Origin of the sequence: Acinetobacter sp. CIP 51.11, assembly GCF_000369665.1 — a bacterium.
GTDB lineage: Bacteria > Pseudomonadota > Gammaproteobacteria > Pseudomonadales > Moraxellaceae > Acinetobacter > Acinetobacter lwoffii_S.
In genome coordinates, this window is record NZ_KB850129.1 from 600,305 (window position 1) to 618,231 (window position 17,927).

At 42.9% G+C, this 17,927-nt stretch carries 15 protein-coding genes; 5 read left to right on the forward strand and 10 right to left on the reverse strand.

Annotation, left to right across the window (positions count from 1 at the left end):
* Positions 1 to 281 precede the first annotated feature (281 nt).
* Complete coding sequence (locus F894_RS06655; protein WP_228128802.1) at positions 282 to 2,351, reverse strand: acyltransferase family protein; 2,070 nt, start codon at positions 2,349 to 2,351, stop codon at positions 282 to 284.
* Between the two features lie 598 nt (positions 2,352 to 2,949).
* Here F894_RS06655 and F894_RS06660 point away from each other — a divergent pair.
* The 5 genes from F894_RS06660 (at position 2,950) to F894_RS06680 (ending at position 7,492) form a co-directional block, all read left to right on the forward strand.
* Entirely contained in the window at positions 2,950 to 3,435 is a 486-nt protein-coding gene (locus F894_RS06660) for an NUDIX hydrolase (RefSeq protein ID WP_005246804.1), read from the forward strand.
* A 4-nt stretch (positions 3,436 to 3,439) separates the two neighbouring features.
* Positions 3,440 to 4,579: a tRNA 2-thiouridine(34) synthase MnmA gene (gene mnmA, locus F894_RS06665; protein ID WP_005246805.1), complete on the forward strand. Its 1,140-nt coding sequence runs from the start codon at positions 3,440 to 3,442 to the stop codon at positions 4,577 to 4,579.
* Positions 4,580 to 4,586: 7 nt separating this feature from the next.
* Positions 4,587 to 5,318: a high frequency lysogenization protein HflD gene (hflD, locus tag F894_RS06670; protein WP_005107369.1), complete on the forward strand. Its 732-nt coding sequence runs from the start codon at positions 4,587 to 4,589 to the stop codon at positions 5,316 to 5,318.
* 54 nt (positions 5,319 to 5,372) lie between these two features.
* Entirely contained in the window at positions 5,373 to 6,761 is a 1,389-nt protein-coding gene (purB, locus tag F894_RS06675; protein ID WP_005246806.1) for an adenylosuccinate lyase, read from the forward strand.
* A gap of 89 nt (positions 6,762 to 6,850) precedes the next feature.
* Positions 6,851 to 7,492 carry a DUF2238 domain-containing protein gene (locus tag F894_RS06680; protein ID WP_004646530.1) on the forward strand — a complete coding sequence of 214 codons (642 nt, stop codon included), beginning with the start codon at positions 6,851 to 6,853 and terminating at the stop codon, positions 7,490 to 7,492.
* Between the two features lie 73 nt (positions 7,493 to 7,565).
* Here the strand turns inward: F894_RS06680 and F894_RS06685 are convergent, their stop codons facing one another.
* The 9 genes from F894_RS06685 to F894_RS06725 form a co-directional block, all read right to left on the reverse strand.
* A complete protein-coding gene (locus F894_RS06685; RefSeq protein WP_004646529.1) occupies positions 7,566 to 7,805 on the reverse strand; it encodes a hypothetical protein in 240 nt (79 codons plus the stop codon).
* Between the two features lie 57 nt (positions 7,806 to 7,862).
* Entirely contained in the window at positions 7,863 to 8,294 is a 432-nt protein-coding gene (locus F894_RS06690; RefSeq protein WP_005246808.1) for a hypothetical protein, read from the reverse strand.
* A gap of 109 nt (positions 8,295 to 8,403) precedes the next feature.
* A complete protein-coding gene (gene sohB, locus F894_RS06695; RefSeq protein WP_005246809.1) occupies positions 8,404 to 9,366 on the reverse strand; it encodes a protease SohB in 963 nt (320 codons plus the stop codon).
* A gap of 152 nt (positions 9,367 to 9,518) precedes the next feature.
* Entirely contained in the window at positions 9,519 to 10,430 is a 912-nt protein-coding gene (gene pstB, locus F894_RS06700; RefSeq protein ID WP_005246810.1) for a phosphate ABC transporter ATP-binding protein PstB, read from the reverse strand.
* A gap of 13 nt (positions 10,431 to 10,443) precedes the next feature.
* Positions 10,444 to 11,835, reverse strand: coding sequence for a phosphate ABC transporter permease PstA (gene pstA, locus F894_RS06705; RefSeq protein WP_005246811.1), 1,392 nt, complete (start codon positions 11,833 to 11,835; stop codon positions 10,444 to 10,446).
* A complete protein-coding gene (pstC, locus tag F894_RS06710) occupies positions 11,835 to 13,214 on the reverse strand; it encodes a phosphate ABC transporter permease subunit PstC (RefSeq protein ID WP_005107378.1) in 1,380 nt (459 codons plus the stop codon). Before pstC ends, pstA begins: the two co-directional genes overlap by 1 nt.
* A gap of 104 nt (positions 13,215 to 13,318) precedes the next feature.
* Positions 13,319 to 14,350: a substrate-binding domain-containing protein gene (locus F894_RS06715; RefSeq protein ID WP_005246812.1), complete on the reverse strand. Its 1,032-nt coding sequence runs from the start codon at positions 14,348 to 14,350 to the stop codon at positions 13,319 to 13,321.
* A gap of 435 nt (positions 14,351 to 14,785) precedes the next feature.
* Entirely contained in the window at positions 14,786 to 16,318 is a 1,533-nt protein-coding gene (locus tag F894_RS06720) for a pyridoxal phosphate-dependent decarboxylase family protein (RefSeq protein WP_005246814.1), read from the reverse strand.
* A 3-nt stretch (positions 16,319 to 16,321) separates the two neighbouring features.
* Complete coding sequence (locus F894_RS06725) at positions 16,322 to 17,695, reverse strand: diaminobutyrate--2-oxoglutarate transaminase (RefSeq protein ID WP_005246815.1); 1,374 nt, start codon at positions 17,693 to 17,695, stop codon at positions 16,322 to 16,324.
* Positions 17,696 to 17,927 lie beyond the last annotated feature (232 nt).

The following is a 17,927-nucleotide window of genomic DNA, read 5'->3' on the forward strand; positions in this document are numbered from 1 at the left end:
AGGATTAAAATGTTTATTGCGGTTTAGCGTTTCAAAATTAAACCAGCGACAAAGGAAGCTTTTATTCAGGCATGGAAAAAGCGCACTGAAGACATTTATCTGGTTTTAAGCTCTCTCGGCTCTAGCCCGCATAAAGAAGAAAAGACTGGTAATTGTAATTCTTAATGTACCAGCCTCTTTTAATATAAGGCCAGTATCAGCATCTTGTCATACTTTTTACAGGATAAATTCCGGGAAAATTCAAACATGGAATAAATCCTCTCTCCAATTAGCATCTCAACTTAATGTTTAAATACTTGCTCAAACATGGGGACTAAAAATTTATTGCCATATTCACTCAAATGGTCATCATCATAATACAAAGGACGAGCATTTTTTGAACCATAACAATATTCTGTATCACATAAATAAGGCAGAGGATTCAAGATTTTCACTCCACAGCGCTGCGCTGCTTCATCCTGAGCATCCCAGACAACTTTATGCCGTTTATGATATTCAGAAAGTGAAAGCTTCATATCTTCCACAGCACCATGAATAACCAGTTGATGCGAAATGGTCTTGGGAATATCTATTCCGAACTCTGGTATTGGTCGCATTAAATAAATCGGTCGGTCTTTTGCCAAACGACATGCTGTATCAACTAAAACTTGGGAAAATTCCTTTATAAACTGCTTATCATCATTATAAATATATTTTTTACTGAAGTAGACTGGTGCTAGTTTAGACCGTTCCGATTGGTCAGGCTCATTCACACCTTTTACATACTCTGAAGTACGACTGACCAAAACTAGAGGAATATTAGGATATTTTTTTAATTCTTCATTTGCCCATTGATTTAGAAGATCACATGAATCCGCACTGTACTCTTTATGATCTATATATCGAATACCATCCAGTGTAGGACAGCTATCCATAAACCAGGAAATCACACCTGAGTTAAAGTGAGAGGCTGCTGTACCCAAAGAACTTGCTATTGCTGATGCATGACTATCCCCCATTAAAATTGCTAAAATTTTTTCTTTTCCGTACACACAACTCGGCGACCCTATTTTGTCATGAGAGGCATTACACTCTTCACGTCTAGGATCTATATCCCATGTTTCTGCAGCAGCAATCTCTACAATTTTAGGTAATCGAATTTCTTCAAAGGGAAGTAGTTTGGCACTGATCGCGATTGCAGATAAACTCGCAAGCAAACCAAAACCAAAGATAACTATAGCTTGTCTGGAAAGACGGAATTTCGTTAAAAATTGGCGTGAGGGTATTTCAACCAGTAAATAGGAAAGATGCCCCAGTATCAGACTAAGCACCAAACCAAATAGTATCCAGTTCAAATCATCTTGCACACTACCAAAATACAAGCCAACCACAACCGGCCAATGCCACAAGTAAATCGAATATGAACGATCTCCCAACCATTGTGCAACAGGGTGCGTGGTTAACATGGAGTCTTCCTGTTGTGACAATATAACCAGTGCTGTACCCAGTACTGGTAACGCCGCCCAAGCAGAAGGCCAAACCAACCCCTTATGAATGATCAACATGGCCAATAACAATAAAAAACATCCCGCTACAAAGTACACCTTGGCAAATCTTTGTAATTGTGGAAATTCTTTCGCAGCTAAATAAACCAACCCACCAGCAACGAACTCCCAGCCTCGAACAGGCAATAAATAAAAGGAAGCTACGGGTTTCGAATGAGATATCGCGATGCTTAAAAGGAGAGATCCCAGAAATGCAAAACATAATCCGTATAATAAGGTACGGCGTTCCGATTTAATTTTTGTCAGTAGTAACAAGTAAATAGGTAATAATAGATAAAATTGAAACTCAATACCCAATGTCCATGTATGTAATAACCACTTTTCATGAGCAGTGCCATCAAAGTAATTAGAAGTACGCCAGTAATAAAGATTAGAGTTAAAAGACAGAGCACTACTCGATTGCGTACCCAAAAACATATAGTCAGGTAAGGGTAACCAAAACCACCCTAAAACCAGCAAAATAATAATAAGTATCATCAGGGCAGGAAAAATCCGTCTTATCCGTGCCATATAAAAATCAAATAATTTGAAGCTGTTTTTTTCAAGACTGCTGCAAATGATTGCTGTCATCAGGAATCCTGAAATGACAAAAAATATATCTACACCCAAAAAGCCTGCATTAAACCCTGGAACTTTGAAGTGAAAAAACAAGACCATTAATACCGCATAGGCACGCAGTCCATTGATATCTAATCGAAAACCAATATTTGAATTTGGCGGTGTCATCATGTCAACCTGCTCAAAATATTTTTTTAATGTTGGGTTTATAAGTTTATTTTTTGATGCATGATGAAGAAAACTTTGCATTAAATCAGAATGCAGTTAAAAAATTAGACAATACTAGAAGGTTTATAATATCTCTTAACTTTTTAATTATATTCGGTTATTTTTCTTCTTTTTAAAAATTGATTGATATTTACTCAACCTTCTTATCTTCAAACTTGTCTTGTTTGAAGTCAATAGGCTAGACACATAACTCTATAAAAATATTTGTAGGCATTATTCAAAATACTTTTAAGACTAACATCATCACTTATCTAGCTAATTTAGGCTTTTTCGTCGTGCTATAAAGGGTATAACTATCTGATATATCAACTTTCAGTTATAGTCCTCATTACTTTAAATAATTGTTTTGGAAATCAAGCTTCTGATCCCCATCAGCATTTCTCCAAGTCCTGAAAAAATATTAACAGCCCCGCTATACTATTTTTATGTGCGTTTTCCCAGTTCTAAAATGATCACTTCAGCATTTATTTTCTCTGTAATTCATTAACCCCAAATACCATGATTATCATTGGTTGATTATTCATTAATGCATTAAGTCGCTTAAAGAAACCTGCTCTCAACATAGCCACACACCCTAAAATTTTATACAATAGTGCATCCTTTTCCATGGTGCTGCTTTATGACTGCTTGGACTGCTCATGTCACTGTCGCAACTGTCGTTGAAAAAGACGGAAAATTCCTGTTTGTAGAAGAACATACAGAAGGTGTGACACACACGGTATTTAATCAGCCAGCAGGTCATGTTGAATGCGGTGAAACTATTATCGAAGCCGCAATTCGTGAAACCATGGAAGAGACCGGACATACGGTTGAAGTAACTCATCTTTTAGGGATATATACTTATACCCCACCGATGTTCCCGGATCGTACATATTTTCGTTTCTGCTTTTTAGCCAAATCCATTGACTATGACCCAAATGCCACTTTAGATACAGATATTGTCGGCGCAGTCTGGATGACGCTCGATGAACTGATTGAATCTGCTCGCGCGCGTAGTCCATTGGTGATTAAAGCCGTGCAAGATGCGCTTTCAGGTCAAAAATATCCTTTATCGCTCATTTACGAGCACCAGAATTCTCCCTTAATTTCAAATTTGGATGCCTAATCCTATGCAACAACGTGTCATCGTCGGTATGTCAGGTGGGGTAGATTCATCTGTTTCTGCTGCCCTTTTACTTCAACAAGGTTATCAGGTTGAAGGTCTTTTCATGAAAAACTGGGAAGAAGATGACGGCACAGAATATTGCACGGCGATGGATGACCTTGCCGATGCTCAGGCCGTTTGCGACAAAATCGGGATTAAACTGCATACCGCAAATTTTGCCATGGAATATTGGGATCGCGTATTCGAACATTTCCTGGCGGAATATGCAGCTGGCCGTACGCCAAACCCAGACATTTTATGTAATAAAGAAATTAAATTTCGTGCCTTTCTCGATCACGCAGTAAATCTGGGTGCAGATTTTATTGCGACGGGTCATTATTGCCGTCGTGGTGAAACCATGACCAACTCACGTGGTGAAGAATATGCACCTTTATTGCGTGGTGTGGACAACAACAAAGACCAGACTTACTTTCTGCATGCTGTTCATGGTCGTGAAATTAATAAGACCCTGTTCCCTGTCGGTGAAATTGAAAAGCCACAAGTCCGTAAAATTGCAGAAGAATTAGATCTGGTTACTGCCAAGAAAAAAGACTCGACCGGGATCTGTTTCATTGGTGAACGTCGTTTTAATGACTTCTTGAAGCAATATTTACCCGCTCAACCCGGAAAAATCGTGCTGGAAGACGGTAAAGAGGTTGGTGATCATCACGGCTTAATGTACTATACGCTCGGTCAACGCGGTGGTATTGGTATTGGCGGTATGAAGGGCGTTGCTGAAGGTGCCTGGTTCGTATTGCATAAAGATATCGAAGGCAATCGTCTGGTGGTCGGTCAAGGCCATGAACACCCACTCATGCAAAGTACTACACTTTGGAGTGAAGCGATTGACTGGGTCGCAGGTGAGCAGGATATTCCTGAAACAGGCTTCCGCTGTACGGCCAAAACCCGTTACCGTCAGACTGATCAAGCATGTACTGTGTATCAAGATTCAGAATCACCGAATGGTGTTCGTGTTGAGTTTGATGAACCTCAACGTGCAGTGACCCCGGGTCAAAGCGTGGTGTTCTATTCAGGTGAAGTTTGTTTAGGGGGTGGTGTGATTCATCATACCAATGCACCTAAACCTGATTTTATAAAAGGATGAATTCGGCATGACGGAGTTACCATTTCAACCAGCCACAACGTTGAATACTCGTCAAAATCGTGCTTTGGCATTAGCGGGTGTGTTTCAGGCCACCCAGCTGACCCATATGACAGCATTGACAGGTCAGCAAAGCATTGGTGAAAGTGGTAACTTTTATTTTGAACAGTTGATTAGAGCCAGTCTTAATATCCGTCCCGGCAGTAATCAAAATGCCCAGACCCTAGACTTTTTTAATCAACTGGCTGATATTTCCTTAGGTTTAAAAACATTAGAAAGCAGCATTATTCAACCCTTCAATACTTCTCCAAAATCCAGAATTCCAAAACTTTCCAGCACCAAACTTCCCATGAGCTATGCAATGGCACTTCTTCAGTTAGAAAAGAAGGTCTATAGCAATCCCAAATTTGTTGAAATTATTGAACAGTCCCAACAGAAAATTCTCAGACAGCTTTCTTTCTTTGATAATAATTACCTGCACCCCAGCATCATTGCCAATCTCGCTCAAACCTATGTCGATACGGCCGGACAGATTAATCCGCGCATTATGGTACGTGGTAATGCTGAAGCCTTTAAAGATGCCGGACACACCAACCGTATTCGTGCGTCCTTATTTACCGGTTTGCAAATGGCGCACTTGTGGCGTCAGCTCGGTGGCAGCTCTTGGGGCATGGTATTTGGCAAGCGCAAGTTGCTACAAGATATTCAGAATCTAGCGCGTTTACAGTTTCAGGTGGTTTAACTGATGCTGCACGTGTTTCGTTTTACGTTTAATTCCAAAATCTAAGGAATCGATATGAACGCTTTAACTGCACTTTCTCCATTAGATGGACGTTACGCGAGCAAATGTGATGCTCTACGTCCTTTTCTTTCTGAGTTTGGTTTAATCCATGCTCGTGTGACTGTTGAAGTGCGTTGGTTACAAGCGCTTGCAAACCACCCGGAAATTACTGAAGTACCGGCGTTTTCAGGCGAAACTAATGCAGCGCTTGATGCGATTGTGAGCGATTTTTCTGAAGATGATGCCAATCGCATCAAAGAGATCGAACGCACCACTAACCACGACGTTAAAGCGGTTGAGTATTTCCTGAAAGAAAAAATCGCTGGTATCGAAGAACTTAAAAATGCCGGTGAATTCATTCACTTTGCATGTACGTCTGAAGATATTAACAACCTGTCACATGCCTTGATGCTGAAAAGCGGTCGTGATGTACTGGTTGCATCTATGCAGCAAATCATCGATTCAATCGTTGCGCTTTCTGAAAAGCATGCAGACCAGCCAATGTTGTCTCGTACTCATGGTCAAACTGCAAGCCCGACAACTTTGGGTAAAGAAATGGCGAACGTGGCTTACCGCCTCGCACGCCAAATCAAACAGTTCAAAAATGTTGAGCTACTGGGCAAAATCAATGGTGCAGTAGGTAACTACAATGCGCACTACTCTGCTTACCCAGACATCAACTGGCCTGCGCACTCACAAGCATTTGTAGAGTCTTTGGGTCTAGACTTCAACCCGTACACCACTCAAATCGAGCCACATGACTATATGGCTGAACTGTTTGATGCGCTGCGTCGTTTCAACACTATTCTGATTGATTTTAACCGTGATGTTTGGGGTTATATCTCTCTTGGTTTCTTCAAGCAAAAACTGAAAGAAGGCGAAGTCGGTTCTTCAACCATGCCGCACAAAGTTAACCCGATCGACTTTGAAAACTCTGAAGGTAACTTGGGTATTGCCAATGCTGTACTTGCACACCTTGGCGAAAAACTGCCTATTTCTCGCTGGCAGCGTGACCTGACTGACTCTACGGTGCTTCGTAACATGGGTGTTGGTTTTGCGCAAAGCTTAATTGCTTTTGAAGCTTGCTCTAAAGGTATTGGTAAACTGGAATTGAATGCTGCGCGTATCAATGAAGATTTGGATAATGCCCAAGAAGTATTGGCTGAACCAATTCAAACTGTAATGCGTCGTTACAACGTTGAAAAACCATACGAAAAACTAAAAGCCCTGACTCGTGGTCAAGCCATGACTCGCGACATGATGGTAGATTTCGTAAACGGTAACGAGTTAGAAGCTGTTCCTGCTGCTGACCGTGCGCGTTTAGCGGAAATGACACCTGCATCATATACAGGTAATGCTGCTGATCAAGCTAAACAGGTAGCTGAGCTGATTGCAAAAATCTAATTTGCAATAAGACGAAAAGGCGAAGCTCAGGCTTCGCCTTTTTATTTATAATGTATTTTATTTTAAAAAAGATATTTCATAATAACGACATGATTGAACATCGACTTTCTGCCAAACATTACGCGAGCCTGGGCATTTTAATTCTGGCAAGTTTGCTTGCCAGTATTCGTCCTTTAGAACTGGAAGCTTATCTCTTGCATCAAGCAGGCACAGTTTTCATGATCATCATGCTGCTCATCTGCCTGTATAAAATCGGGCTGAATTTTTTAAATTTTAATTTATATATTCTTTTTCTGATTGTTCATGTGATTGCTGCGCACTATCTGTATTCTTATGTGCCTTATAACCAGTGGATCGAACAGATTTTTGGCTTTAATCTGAATGAAGCCATGCACTGGTCACGCAATATGTTCGACCGATTTGTCCATCTGGCCTACGGATTATTACTTTATCCAGTTTTCCATCGCCTGTTTCAGGTCTGGTTGCCGCAGCAAAAACCCGTGGTCATTTTCCTACTGGTGATTCAGTTTGTGGTGGCCAGCAGCATGCTCTATGAATGGCTGGAATGGCTGATTGCCATTGGTTTATCTCCTGAGGAAGCGGAAAACTATAATGGACAACAAGGTGATATGTGGGATGCACACAAAGACATCTTGCTTGCTACGATTGGCGCGGCGATAACAGGCGGGCTGCAATTGATACCGAAAAATCAAAAAAGCTCATCGAAGTGAGCTTTTAAAATCACAATCTAATAGCTGAATTAAAGTTTTGGATCACGCATTTAATTACATTCATATTTTTCAATTATGAATGTGGGCAATATCGCATCCAATCATCTTTCATTTTTTGCAGTTCATTCCCCGTCAACATCTCACTGTAATAAATGAAATAGGTTGCATCAGGATATTGAATCTCATGACGGAACATCATGCCACGCAGTGACACAGATAACTCCTCAGGAAAATCATCCTCTAAATAAAGTTCTTCAAATTCATAATTAAAATAACAATTTTGCGTCGCAAGAAATGCTTCAGCTATAGCCATGTTTCTGCTCTAACAATGAAATATGCTTTATATTATCTGATTAGTTTCAATGATGGTTTACATTTCATTCGGTTCAATCCATTGAACAAACTTAGATTCTGACAAATGTGGATATTTGAACTTATCTAGATATTCAAAACAGGCCTTTTGGCCTTGAGGAATTTTATCCAGATGCTTATCGAAAAATAAATGCCGACTATATTGAGCGCCATCAAAGCGAATACTCACACGTTCAAATTCATTACCACCTCGAACTTTATGCATCTGATAAAACTGCACAACACCACATTCCTTCGATGGAATAACAGGTGGATCATTGGGCTTTAGAAAGCTATACAGCAGAAAGATACAAACGCCGGGTAGAAAACTCAGCCAAAACAAAACCTTCTTAGAATCATCCTGAGTTAATTTTGCTTCAGAATAAAGCATACATAACATCGGAATAAATACGATACTAAAAAACCCAAGCAACAAAATAAACGTGAGCATATGAGCCTAGACTCAATCAGAGTACTCCACTTATATCATAACAATATGATTTCAAAAAATAAAAAAGCCCATCGAAGTGAGCTTTAAAATTCATTCAAGATTAATTGAATTACAGTTTTGGATCACGCATTTGTACCAAGTTTGCATTGGCTTTACTTAAGCTTTCCATGACTTTATTCATGACAGTGGGTACCAGTGAATCAGCAATTTGCGCTGCTTGCAGGCCCAGTTTTTCACCCAAAGTTGGTTTCTTGCGGGTCTGGATGGAATAGATATCATGTTGGGGCAACAAGTTGAGCAGGTATTCATCTGAGGTTTGCAGTTTATCCACCAGATTTTGATCCAGCGCATCCCGGCCATACCAATGCTCACCGGTTGCCACTTTTTCAATATTCAGCTGTGGGCGATACTTCTCAACGAAATGTTTGAATAAAGCATGTGTTTGCTGTAATTCTTCTTCAAACTTGGCCTTACCTTCTTCGGTATTTTCACCAAACATGGTCACAGTACGTTTGTACTGACCAGCAGTATAAAGCTCAAAGTCGATTTTATTGTCTTTTAGCAAACGGTTAAAATTGGGGACTTGAGCAACTACACCAATTGAGCCGACAATCGCGAATGGTGCAGAAATAATTTCATTGGCGATACACGCCATCATATAACCGCCACTGGCTGCCACTTTATCGACACAGATGGTCAAATGAAAACCTGCCTCACGTAACCGCACCAGTTGAGCTGCTGCAAGTCCATAACCATGGACCATGCCACCCGGACTTTCCAGACGCGCCACCACACGGTCACGACCTGCTTTGGCGGTGGCCAGAATCAAGGTGATTTCTTCACGCAAGCCTTCTACTGCAGAAGCAGCCATATCACCTTTAAAATCGAGTACATAGATTTTTTGATTGGTTTTCTTACGCGCACGCGCTTCTTTTGACAGTTGTTGCGATAACTGTAAAAGTTCCAGTTTAGAGCCAGTAGTTTGCGCTATTTTTTTTCGTTGTTCATTGATACGCGCATTGAGATGACTAATACGGATTTCAGCGGACAGTTTCGGAGTATGAAATAACATAAAAAATCTATTCTCTATTTAATTCGGATTTATTCCTTTAGATTAGGTCAATTTCGGTTTTTTTCAACTTTATTTCGAGAATTATTACGATTATCACCATCTATTTCACCTATAAAAAAAAGAGCCTTGCGGCTCTTATTCTAGATATCGGATTAACCGAAACGCCCGGTAATATAGGCTTCAGTCAACTGATGATCTGGCTGGGTAAAGACTTTCTCGGTCGAGTTCACTTCAATTAAATCACCCAAATGGAAGTATGCAGTACGATCCGATACACGTGCTGCCTGTTGCATGGAGTGAGTTACAATCGCGATGGTATATTGCGTAGATAGCTCAGAAATCAGCTCTTCCACTTTGGCGGTTGCAATGGGATCAAGTGCCGAACACGGTTCATCCATCAGGATCACTTCCGGACTGACTGCAATGGTACGCGCGATACACAGACGTTGCTGCTGACCACCTGACAAACCTGTTCCTGGTTGATTCAAACGATCTTTCACTTCTTCCCACAGACCGGCTTTACGCAAGCTGCCTTCGACAATTTCTTCAAGATCGTACTTGTCACGCGCCAAACCATGCAGTTTTGGGCCATAGGAGACATTATCGAAGATTGATTTCGGAAATGGGTTTGGCTTCTGGAAAACCATACCAACCTGTGCACGTAGCAAGACCACATCCAGGTTTGGATCATAAATATCCTGATTGTCCAGCATCACTTTACCGGTTACACGGCAGCTATCAATGGTATCGTTCATGCGGTTTAAGGTACGCAGAAAAGTCGATTTACCACAGCCTGATGGCCCAATAAAAGCAATCACTTCATTTTCATAAATGTTCAGGTCAATGCCTTTAATTGCTTCCGCTTCACCATAGTACACATGCACATCAGAAGTACTAAGTTTCACATTCGTCGACTTCGCATCTTTTTTGCTGCTTTGCGTATCGAACTGGGAAACAAACGGAGTTGCCGGCTTTTGAGTCGCCTCATCCGAGGTGAATTGTGTCTGTTGTGGATTCACGATTTGATCCTTTTTTAAGGAATTTTGAATAACAGTTGTGTTCATGATTCTGCCCCTATTACCAACGGACTTCAAATTTCTTACGTAACCAGATGGCCAGACTGTTTAAGCTGATCATCATGGCCAGAAGTACAATAATTGCTGCTGCAGTACGCCCTTCAAAGAAGTTACGCAATTCATTGCCTTGCCATAAGAAAATCTGCACCGGTAAAGCCGTTGACTGATCAAATGGAGTGGCTGGAACGCTGGCAACAAAAGCACTCATCCCGATTAATAACAATGGTGCGGTTTCACCTAAAGCTTGTGCAACCCCGATAATTGCGCCTGTCAAAATACCCGGTAAAGCCAAAGGCAAGACGTGATGAAATACTGTCTGGATGCGGGAAGCACCGAGTCCTAAAGCTGCCTGACGAATCGAAGGTGGAACCGCTTTAAGTGATGCGCGTGTGGTGATGATCACAGTCGGTAAGGTCATCAGACTCAGCACCAGACCACCCACCAATGGTGCTGAGAGTGGCAAATGCATCCAGCCAATGAAGATCGCTGCACCCAATAGACCGAAGACAATCGATGGTACGGCTGCCAGGTTATTGATATTGACTTCGACCACATCAGTAATCCAGTTTTTTGGTGCAAACTCTTCCAGATAGATCGCAGAGGCCACCCCGATTGGAATCGAGATAAAGATCACGATCATCATCATGAACAGTGAGCCCATGAAGGCACCTGCCAAGCCAGAAGTTGCTGGTGAGCTGCGTGAATCAGGACTGGTGAAAATATTGGTATTGAAACTATTTTCAATCACACCAGCGGCTTTCATCTCGTCCGCCACCTGACGTACTTCAGGACTGAGCTGCTGCTGTTCATCAGGAAGATCACGGTCAATATTTCCCGCTAGCCAGACATCGACATTGGCATCCGCTAGAATTTTCACTTCCTTGCTTTGACCGACCAGACTTGGATCATTCATGACCATGTCTCGCAAGCGGTACGCCTCAGAACTGGTATATAAAGAACCCAGTTCATCACGCTGGCTTTCCAGCTTGCTGTCTTTGGCAATCATGCCATTGATAATCAGCGCATCCCAATCCACCATTCCGACTTCGGTCTGCCACGCGATAAAGCGATCTTCAAACTGCGCTGGAGATTCTCCTGCAGCTGGCTTCGGTTTTGGACCAATATCCACAATGGCTGGATCGAAATGAATCGGCAAACTCATGCTGCTTTGCCAGAATGCAGGCAAACCTTTGGATAAAATACTCCCGAACAGCAATACCACAAAGAACAGACCTGCCAGTACCGCAGAGAAACCAAATAAACGAAAGGTTTTTTCTTTACGATGACGTCGTGCCAAAGAGCTTTGAATGGTCTTCTTACGCTTTTCACGCAGCTCGGCGGCGATGGATGGATCAATACGCTGATCCACAGGCGTTATATTTGAAGTACTCATTAGTCGTATTGCTCACGATATTTACGCACGATGATCAGTGCAACAATGTTCAAACCTAAGGTAATGACGAATAGCGTCAGTCCTAGTGCAAAGGCCACCAGTGCTTGTGGACTAGCAAAATCAGTATCGCCAGTTAGCTGATTCACGATGGTAATCGTGACCGTGGATACTGCTTCAAGCGGATTGGCATGCAACTGCGGGCTGTTCCCGGCTGCAAGAACCACGATCATGGTTTCACCAATTGCACGTGACGCCGCCAACAGGAACGCACCGATAATACCCGGTAGAGCCGCGGGTAAAACCACCTGACGGATCGTTTCAGATTTGGTCGCGCCCAAGCCCAAAGAACCATCACGTAAGGCACGCGGCACCTGAGTGATGATGTCGTCTGACAGAGAAGATACAAATGGAATGATCATGATGCCCATCACCAGACCGGCAGTCAGCGCACTGGTCGCATTAATTTCGAGTCCGACCAGGGCACCCATGCTTTTCAGGAATGGACCGATGATCATCAAGGCAAAGACACCATAGACAATCGTAGGAATACCCGCCAACACTTCAATTGTAGGTTTTGCCCAAGAGCGGAATCGCGGTGAAGCGTATTCTGCCAGATAGATCGCAATCATCAGGCCAACCGGAACTGCAACTAAAAGTGCGATCCCGCTGACCATGAGCGTGCCCCATAACAGTGGCAATAAACCATAACTGCCTTCAGCACTGCCAGAGGTACTAAATCCCGGGTTCCATTGGGTACCAAAGAAGAAATCCAGTGGGCTGACGAAGCTGAAGAAACGCATTGCCTCGCCAAACATCGACATCACAATCCCGAGAGTGGTCAGAATCGCCACACCTGAACACAATGCCAGGCCGATATTAATCATTTTTTCGACTTGGTTACGTGCACGGAATTCCTGGCTAATATGTTTCTTGGCCCAGACCAGACCGGCCAGCGCAGCCGAAATCACGACTGCCAATTTGGCAAAGGTACCAATGGTCGAGAATTTAGCCAACTGTTCTGCTGCTGCAACTTCATAGGCTGCAGGTGTATCACTGACCCCGAAACCTGAGGCAAGTGCCTGAACTCGATCAATCACAACACTCAGACTTGCCGGATCCAGACTAGCAGAAACATTTTCTGGCAAATGGTTGAGTACGACCTGCTCCAGAAAAGTGGGTTCCACCATGTTCCAAACAATCAAAATTAAAAACGCAGGGATACCACACCATAGTGCAACCAGGGCACCATAATATCCGGGACGCGAGTGTAAGTTTGCAGAATTGCTTCCCTTACCTGCTAAGCTACGGCTTTTACTTAATCCGATTTGATAGGCTATGGCCATGATGGCCAATAACACACCTATAAGTAGCAGATTCATGTATTCTCCACTGTTTTTTCAATTTTCATGGTTTGAAAAAACTTGTTTATCGCAAAAAGCCGATGGTAGGTTGACCCTACCACCAGCGTTTTCAAAATCATTTATTACTTTACAACAACCGCTTTACCAGCCTTGAAATTTGCCAGGACTGCCGCACGTTCTTTATCAGACATTGAAATCAGACCTGCTTTTTCCAGCTTAGAGCCTTTGCCAGATACTTTCTTGTTCAGGAAGTATTCTGTGAACTGCGGTAAGCCTTTGATCGATTTCAAGTGCTCGCCTTTCACATAGAAGAACAATGGACGTGATACCGGATAAGCACCATTCAAGATGGTCTTTTCAGAAGGCGCTACATTGTTCACCGTAGCAACACGTAGACGGTCACGGTTCTGGTCATAGAAACCTAGGCCAAACACACCTACCGCACTTGGAGAAGTTTTTAAACGTGCCAATGTTTCGGTATAGTCACCGGCAATCTCAACCACACGGCCATCTTTACGGAATGTTGTACAAGCTTTTTTCTTAGCATCTTTGTCTAGAGACTTAATTGCAGCATACGTTTCACAACCTGCATCCACCATTTTCTCCTGGAAGACTTCGCGCGTACCATGATTCGACGCAGGAATTACCAGGGTGATAGGTTCATTCGGAAGTGCTTTGTCAATTTGGTTCCAACGCGTGTACGGGTTAGCGACCATTTTTCCATTTGATGGAAGTTGTGCAGCAAGTGCAGCGAAGACATGTTGTGGACGCAGTTTATAAGCCGCTTTGTTTGCATTCGATGCAAACACAATACCGTCATAACCAATTTTGATTTCTAGGACTTGGTTAACGCCATTCTTTTTACATTCTGCCAGCTCTGTACTCTTGATTTGACGAGAAGAGTTTGCGATATCAATCGTGTTATCACCCACGCCATTACAGAACTGCTTTAAACCACCTGAAGAACCGCCAGAACCGACAACTGGTGTTTTAAACTGTGGAAAAGTATTACCGAATTCTTCTGCCACGATACTGGCATATGGAAGTACAGTTGAAGAACCTGCAATTTGAACGGTGTCACGAGCTGCGTGCGCAGTCGTTACAGCAGTTGCCCCGGTTACTGCTAATGCTAAAGCTATATTTGTAAAGCGCATTCTAGTATCTCTCTCATTTATGCAAATTTGGAGTACACCACTTTTTATTCAGTTTTGTACTTCTTTCGATACCTGCATTTTGATTTTAGAATATGACAGATAAGTTACAGCTTTATTACGATTTAGTGATTTTTAATCTAGCGGCTTTTTCTTGATTAAATTTTTATGGATTTCAATGATCAAGTTCTTTATGTCATTCACTTCAATAAAAAATTTTAGACCAATGACATGTAACAATTTTTATAAACCTGAACTCAGGATAAATCCTGCTCCCCAGTTTTACATAAGCCTATGACAAATAAATAACAGGCCAAACGGGATTCAGACCTTCCGTGTTTTTGTGAGGAATTTCGATCTGGGAAAGGACCTTTTTTTATTTTTAAGCGCACAAAAAAGGAGATCATTTCGATCTCCTTTTTTTCACACCACCATCACTTATGCAATGGGTGGCGTATAAGTACCGTCAGCGATTGAATCTTTGATACGATCCGCTTCTGCAAGCACTAATGCCAGCAAGTTCTTCACGTTATCAAGCGTTGCAACCGGGCTTAAAGTAGTCATTTTCAGAGACTGAACCTGACCGACTTTCGTCACACCAATGTTCGCTTCACCACGCGCAAACAGTTCGTCTGCTACGTTTTGATTGAGCGTATCGAGTAATTCAACCGGATATCCCGCTGGAACCACACGGAACAAGACAGACGCGAATTGAGGCTCAAGCAGAAGCTCCAGACCATCAGTCGCTTTAATGTAGTCTGCCACATCACGGGTTAATTTCACGCCATGATCGATCATCGAACCATAAAGCTCTTCGCCCAGTGCTTCAACTGTCATCCACAATTTCAATGCATCAAAACGACGTGTCGTTTGCAGTGACTTCGATACCAGGTTAGGAACGCCATGCTCTTCATCATAAGCGGAGTTCAGATACTCTGCTTCATAATGCATGAAACGGTAATTCGCTTCATCTTTCAGCAGGAACGCGCCACAAGAAATGGTTTGGAAATAATGCTTATGGAAATCAAGCGTGATCGAATCCGACAGCTCAATCCCGTCCAGCATAGAACGATAGTCATTGGATAGAATCAGTGCACCACCCCATGCCGCATCGATGTGCATCCACGCGCCATATTTATTGGTGATTTCACGAATTGCTTTCAATGGATCAATCGCACCAGCATCCGTTGTACCCGCTGTTGCCACCACACATGCCACGATCTTGCCTTCAGACTGAAGATGCGCCATGGTTTTTTCCAGTGCATCTACGTCCATCTGTGCATTTTCATTCACAGGAACAGTGACCACTGACTGGAAGCCCATGCCCATCATCGCCATGTTCTTTTGCACAGAGAAATGTGCATTTTCAGAACAGATGACTTTGACATTACGCATCGCATCCGCAGGAATACCATCGCGCTGAACCGACCACGGATTACCGTTTTCGTCTTTCCAGTTTTTCGCGATGCAAGCATCACGCGCCAGCAATACGCCCATCAAGTTAGACTGTGTACCACCAGAAGTGAATACACCGGCCTGACCTGCACCATAGCCCACTTTTTGACGTAACCAGTCAATCAGCTGAACTTCCATCAACGAACCGGCCGGGCTTTGATCCCATGAGTCCATTGACTGGTTGGTTGCGTTAATCAGCACTTCCGCGATCTGGCTAGTTACCATCGTTGGACAGTGAAGATGCGCAAGTGAGTGCGGATGATGAACTTTCAAACTTTTATTAAGAAAAAGCTCAACCATACGCTCAAGAGATTTTTCTACACCCAAACCTTCTTTTGAAGGATGAAATGCGATCGCACTGCGTAGCTCTTTAATGCTACCGCCAGTGTACATTTTGTCGTTTTGCAACCATGCTGCAACCGCTTTGGTCGCTTGGTCCATGCCAGCCTGATAGTCAGCAATGGATGCAGCATCATTGCAGAGTAACGCTTTACGATGTTCTGCGAAATCTACCATGAATTATGCGCCTCGAACTGCAACTAGTGCTTCAGCAACCGATTTTTTGAAACGAGCAATCACTTCAACACATTCGTCTTGAGTAATGATCAACGGACAAAGTAAACGAATCACTGTACCGTTACGACCACCTTTCTCAAGCAATAATTTATTGTTGAAACAAGCGGTTTGGATCGCTGCAGCCAACTGACCATCAGCAGGTAAAGAACCCATATGATCCGCATCTTTGCGCTCATCTACGATTTCAACGCCGATCATCAGACCACGGCCACGCACGTTACCGATACATGGGAATTCAGCAGCCAGTTTTTTCAATTCAGCTTGCAGGAAATCACCACGCTCTTGTGCATTTTGCGCCAGGTTCTGTTCTTTAATGGTATTGATCGTTGCAAGACCTGTACCCATCGCCAATTGGTTACCACGGAAAGTACCGGTATGACCAGCAGGTTGCCATGCATCGAACTTGCGTTTAATACCTAAGACTGCAAGCGGCAAGCTACCACCTACGGCTTTAGACATCACTACAACATCAGGTTCGATACCTGCGTGTTCGAATGCAAACATTTTGCCTGAACGTGCGAAACCAGCCTGAACTTCATCAAGAATCAACACGATGTTGTGTTTTTCAGTCACTTCACGGATTTTTTGCAACCATTTTACTGGTGCAGTTACCACACCACCTTCACCCTGAATCGCTTCAAGAATCACAGCTGCAGGTTTGGTCACACCACTTTCTACATCTTCAATGAAGTTTTCAAAGTAGTAAGTCAGGGCATCAACACCCGCTTCACCGCCAAGACCCAATGGGCAACGGTATTCATGCGGATACGGCATAAACTGTACACCCGGCATCAAGCCGTTCACTGCATTTTTCGCAGACAGGTTACCTGTCATTGCCAATGCACCATGAGTCATACCGTGGTAGCCGCCAGAGAAGCTGATCACTGAGCTACGACCGGTAAAGGTTTTCGCCAGTTTAATCGCAGCTTCGGTTGCATCTGCACCGGATGGACCACAGAACTGCAAGCAGTACTCTTCTTGGCCACCTGGAAGATAAGAAAGAAGTGCTTCAGTAAAAGCATCTTTTAAAGGAGTAGTAAGATCCAGCGTATGCAATGGTAAACCGCTTGCAATCGTATCCTGGATACTTTGAATGACTGCAGGATGATTATGGCCTAAAGCCAACGTCCCTGCCCCAGCTAAACAATCAAGGTACTCAGTACCTTCAACATCGGTAACCCAGCAACCTTGTGCTTTCGCTATCGCTAACGGTAATTTACGTGGATAACTACGCACATTCGATTCCATCTGACTTTGGCGAGTCAAGTAGTATTCGTTTGTGGAATTGGTGGCAGGGTTTACAGAAGTAACGCTCATATCGAATTACCATCTCTGATATGGGTGAAAGAAATAAGTCTGGTGACGTTTGGTCCTTTGACTCGGCGCTTTATAAAAGGTTCTAGCTAGCAGTTTTGTATTCGAATAACTAGGAGGCGGATGATACCGAATTTTTCAGGAAAATAAACAACTTTCAGTCACATTTTGTCCTAATCTTTATCGAAAAAAAACATCATGCTAATCCATCCCCTAAATCATCATCTTACAGTGT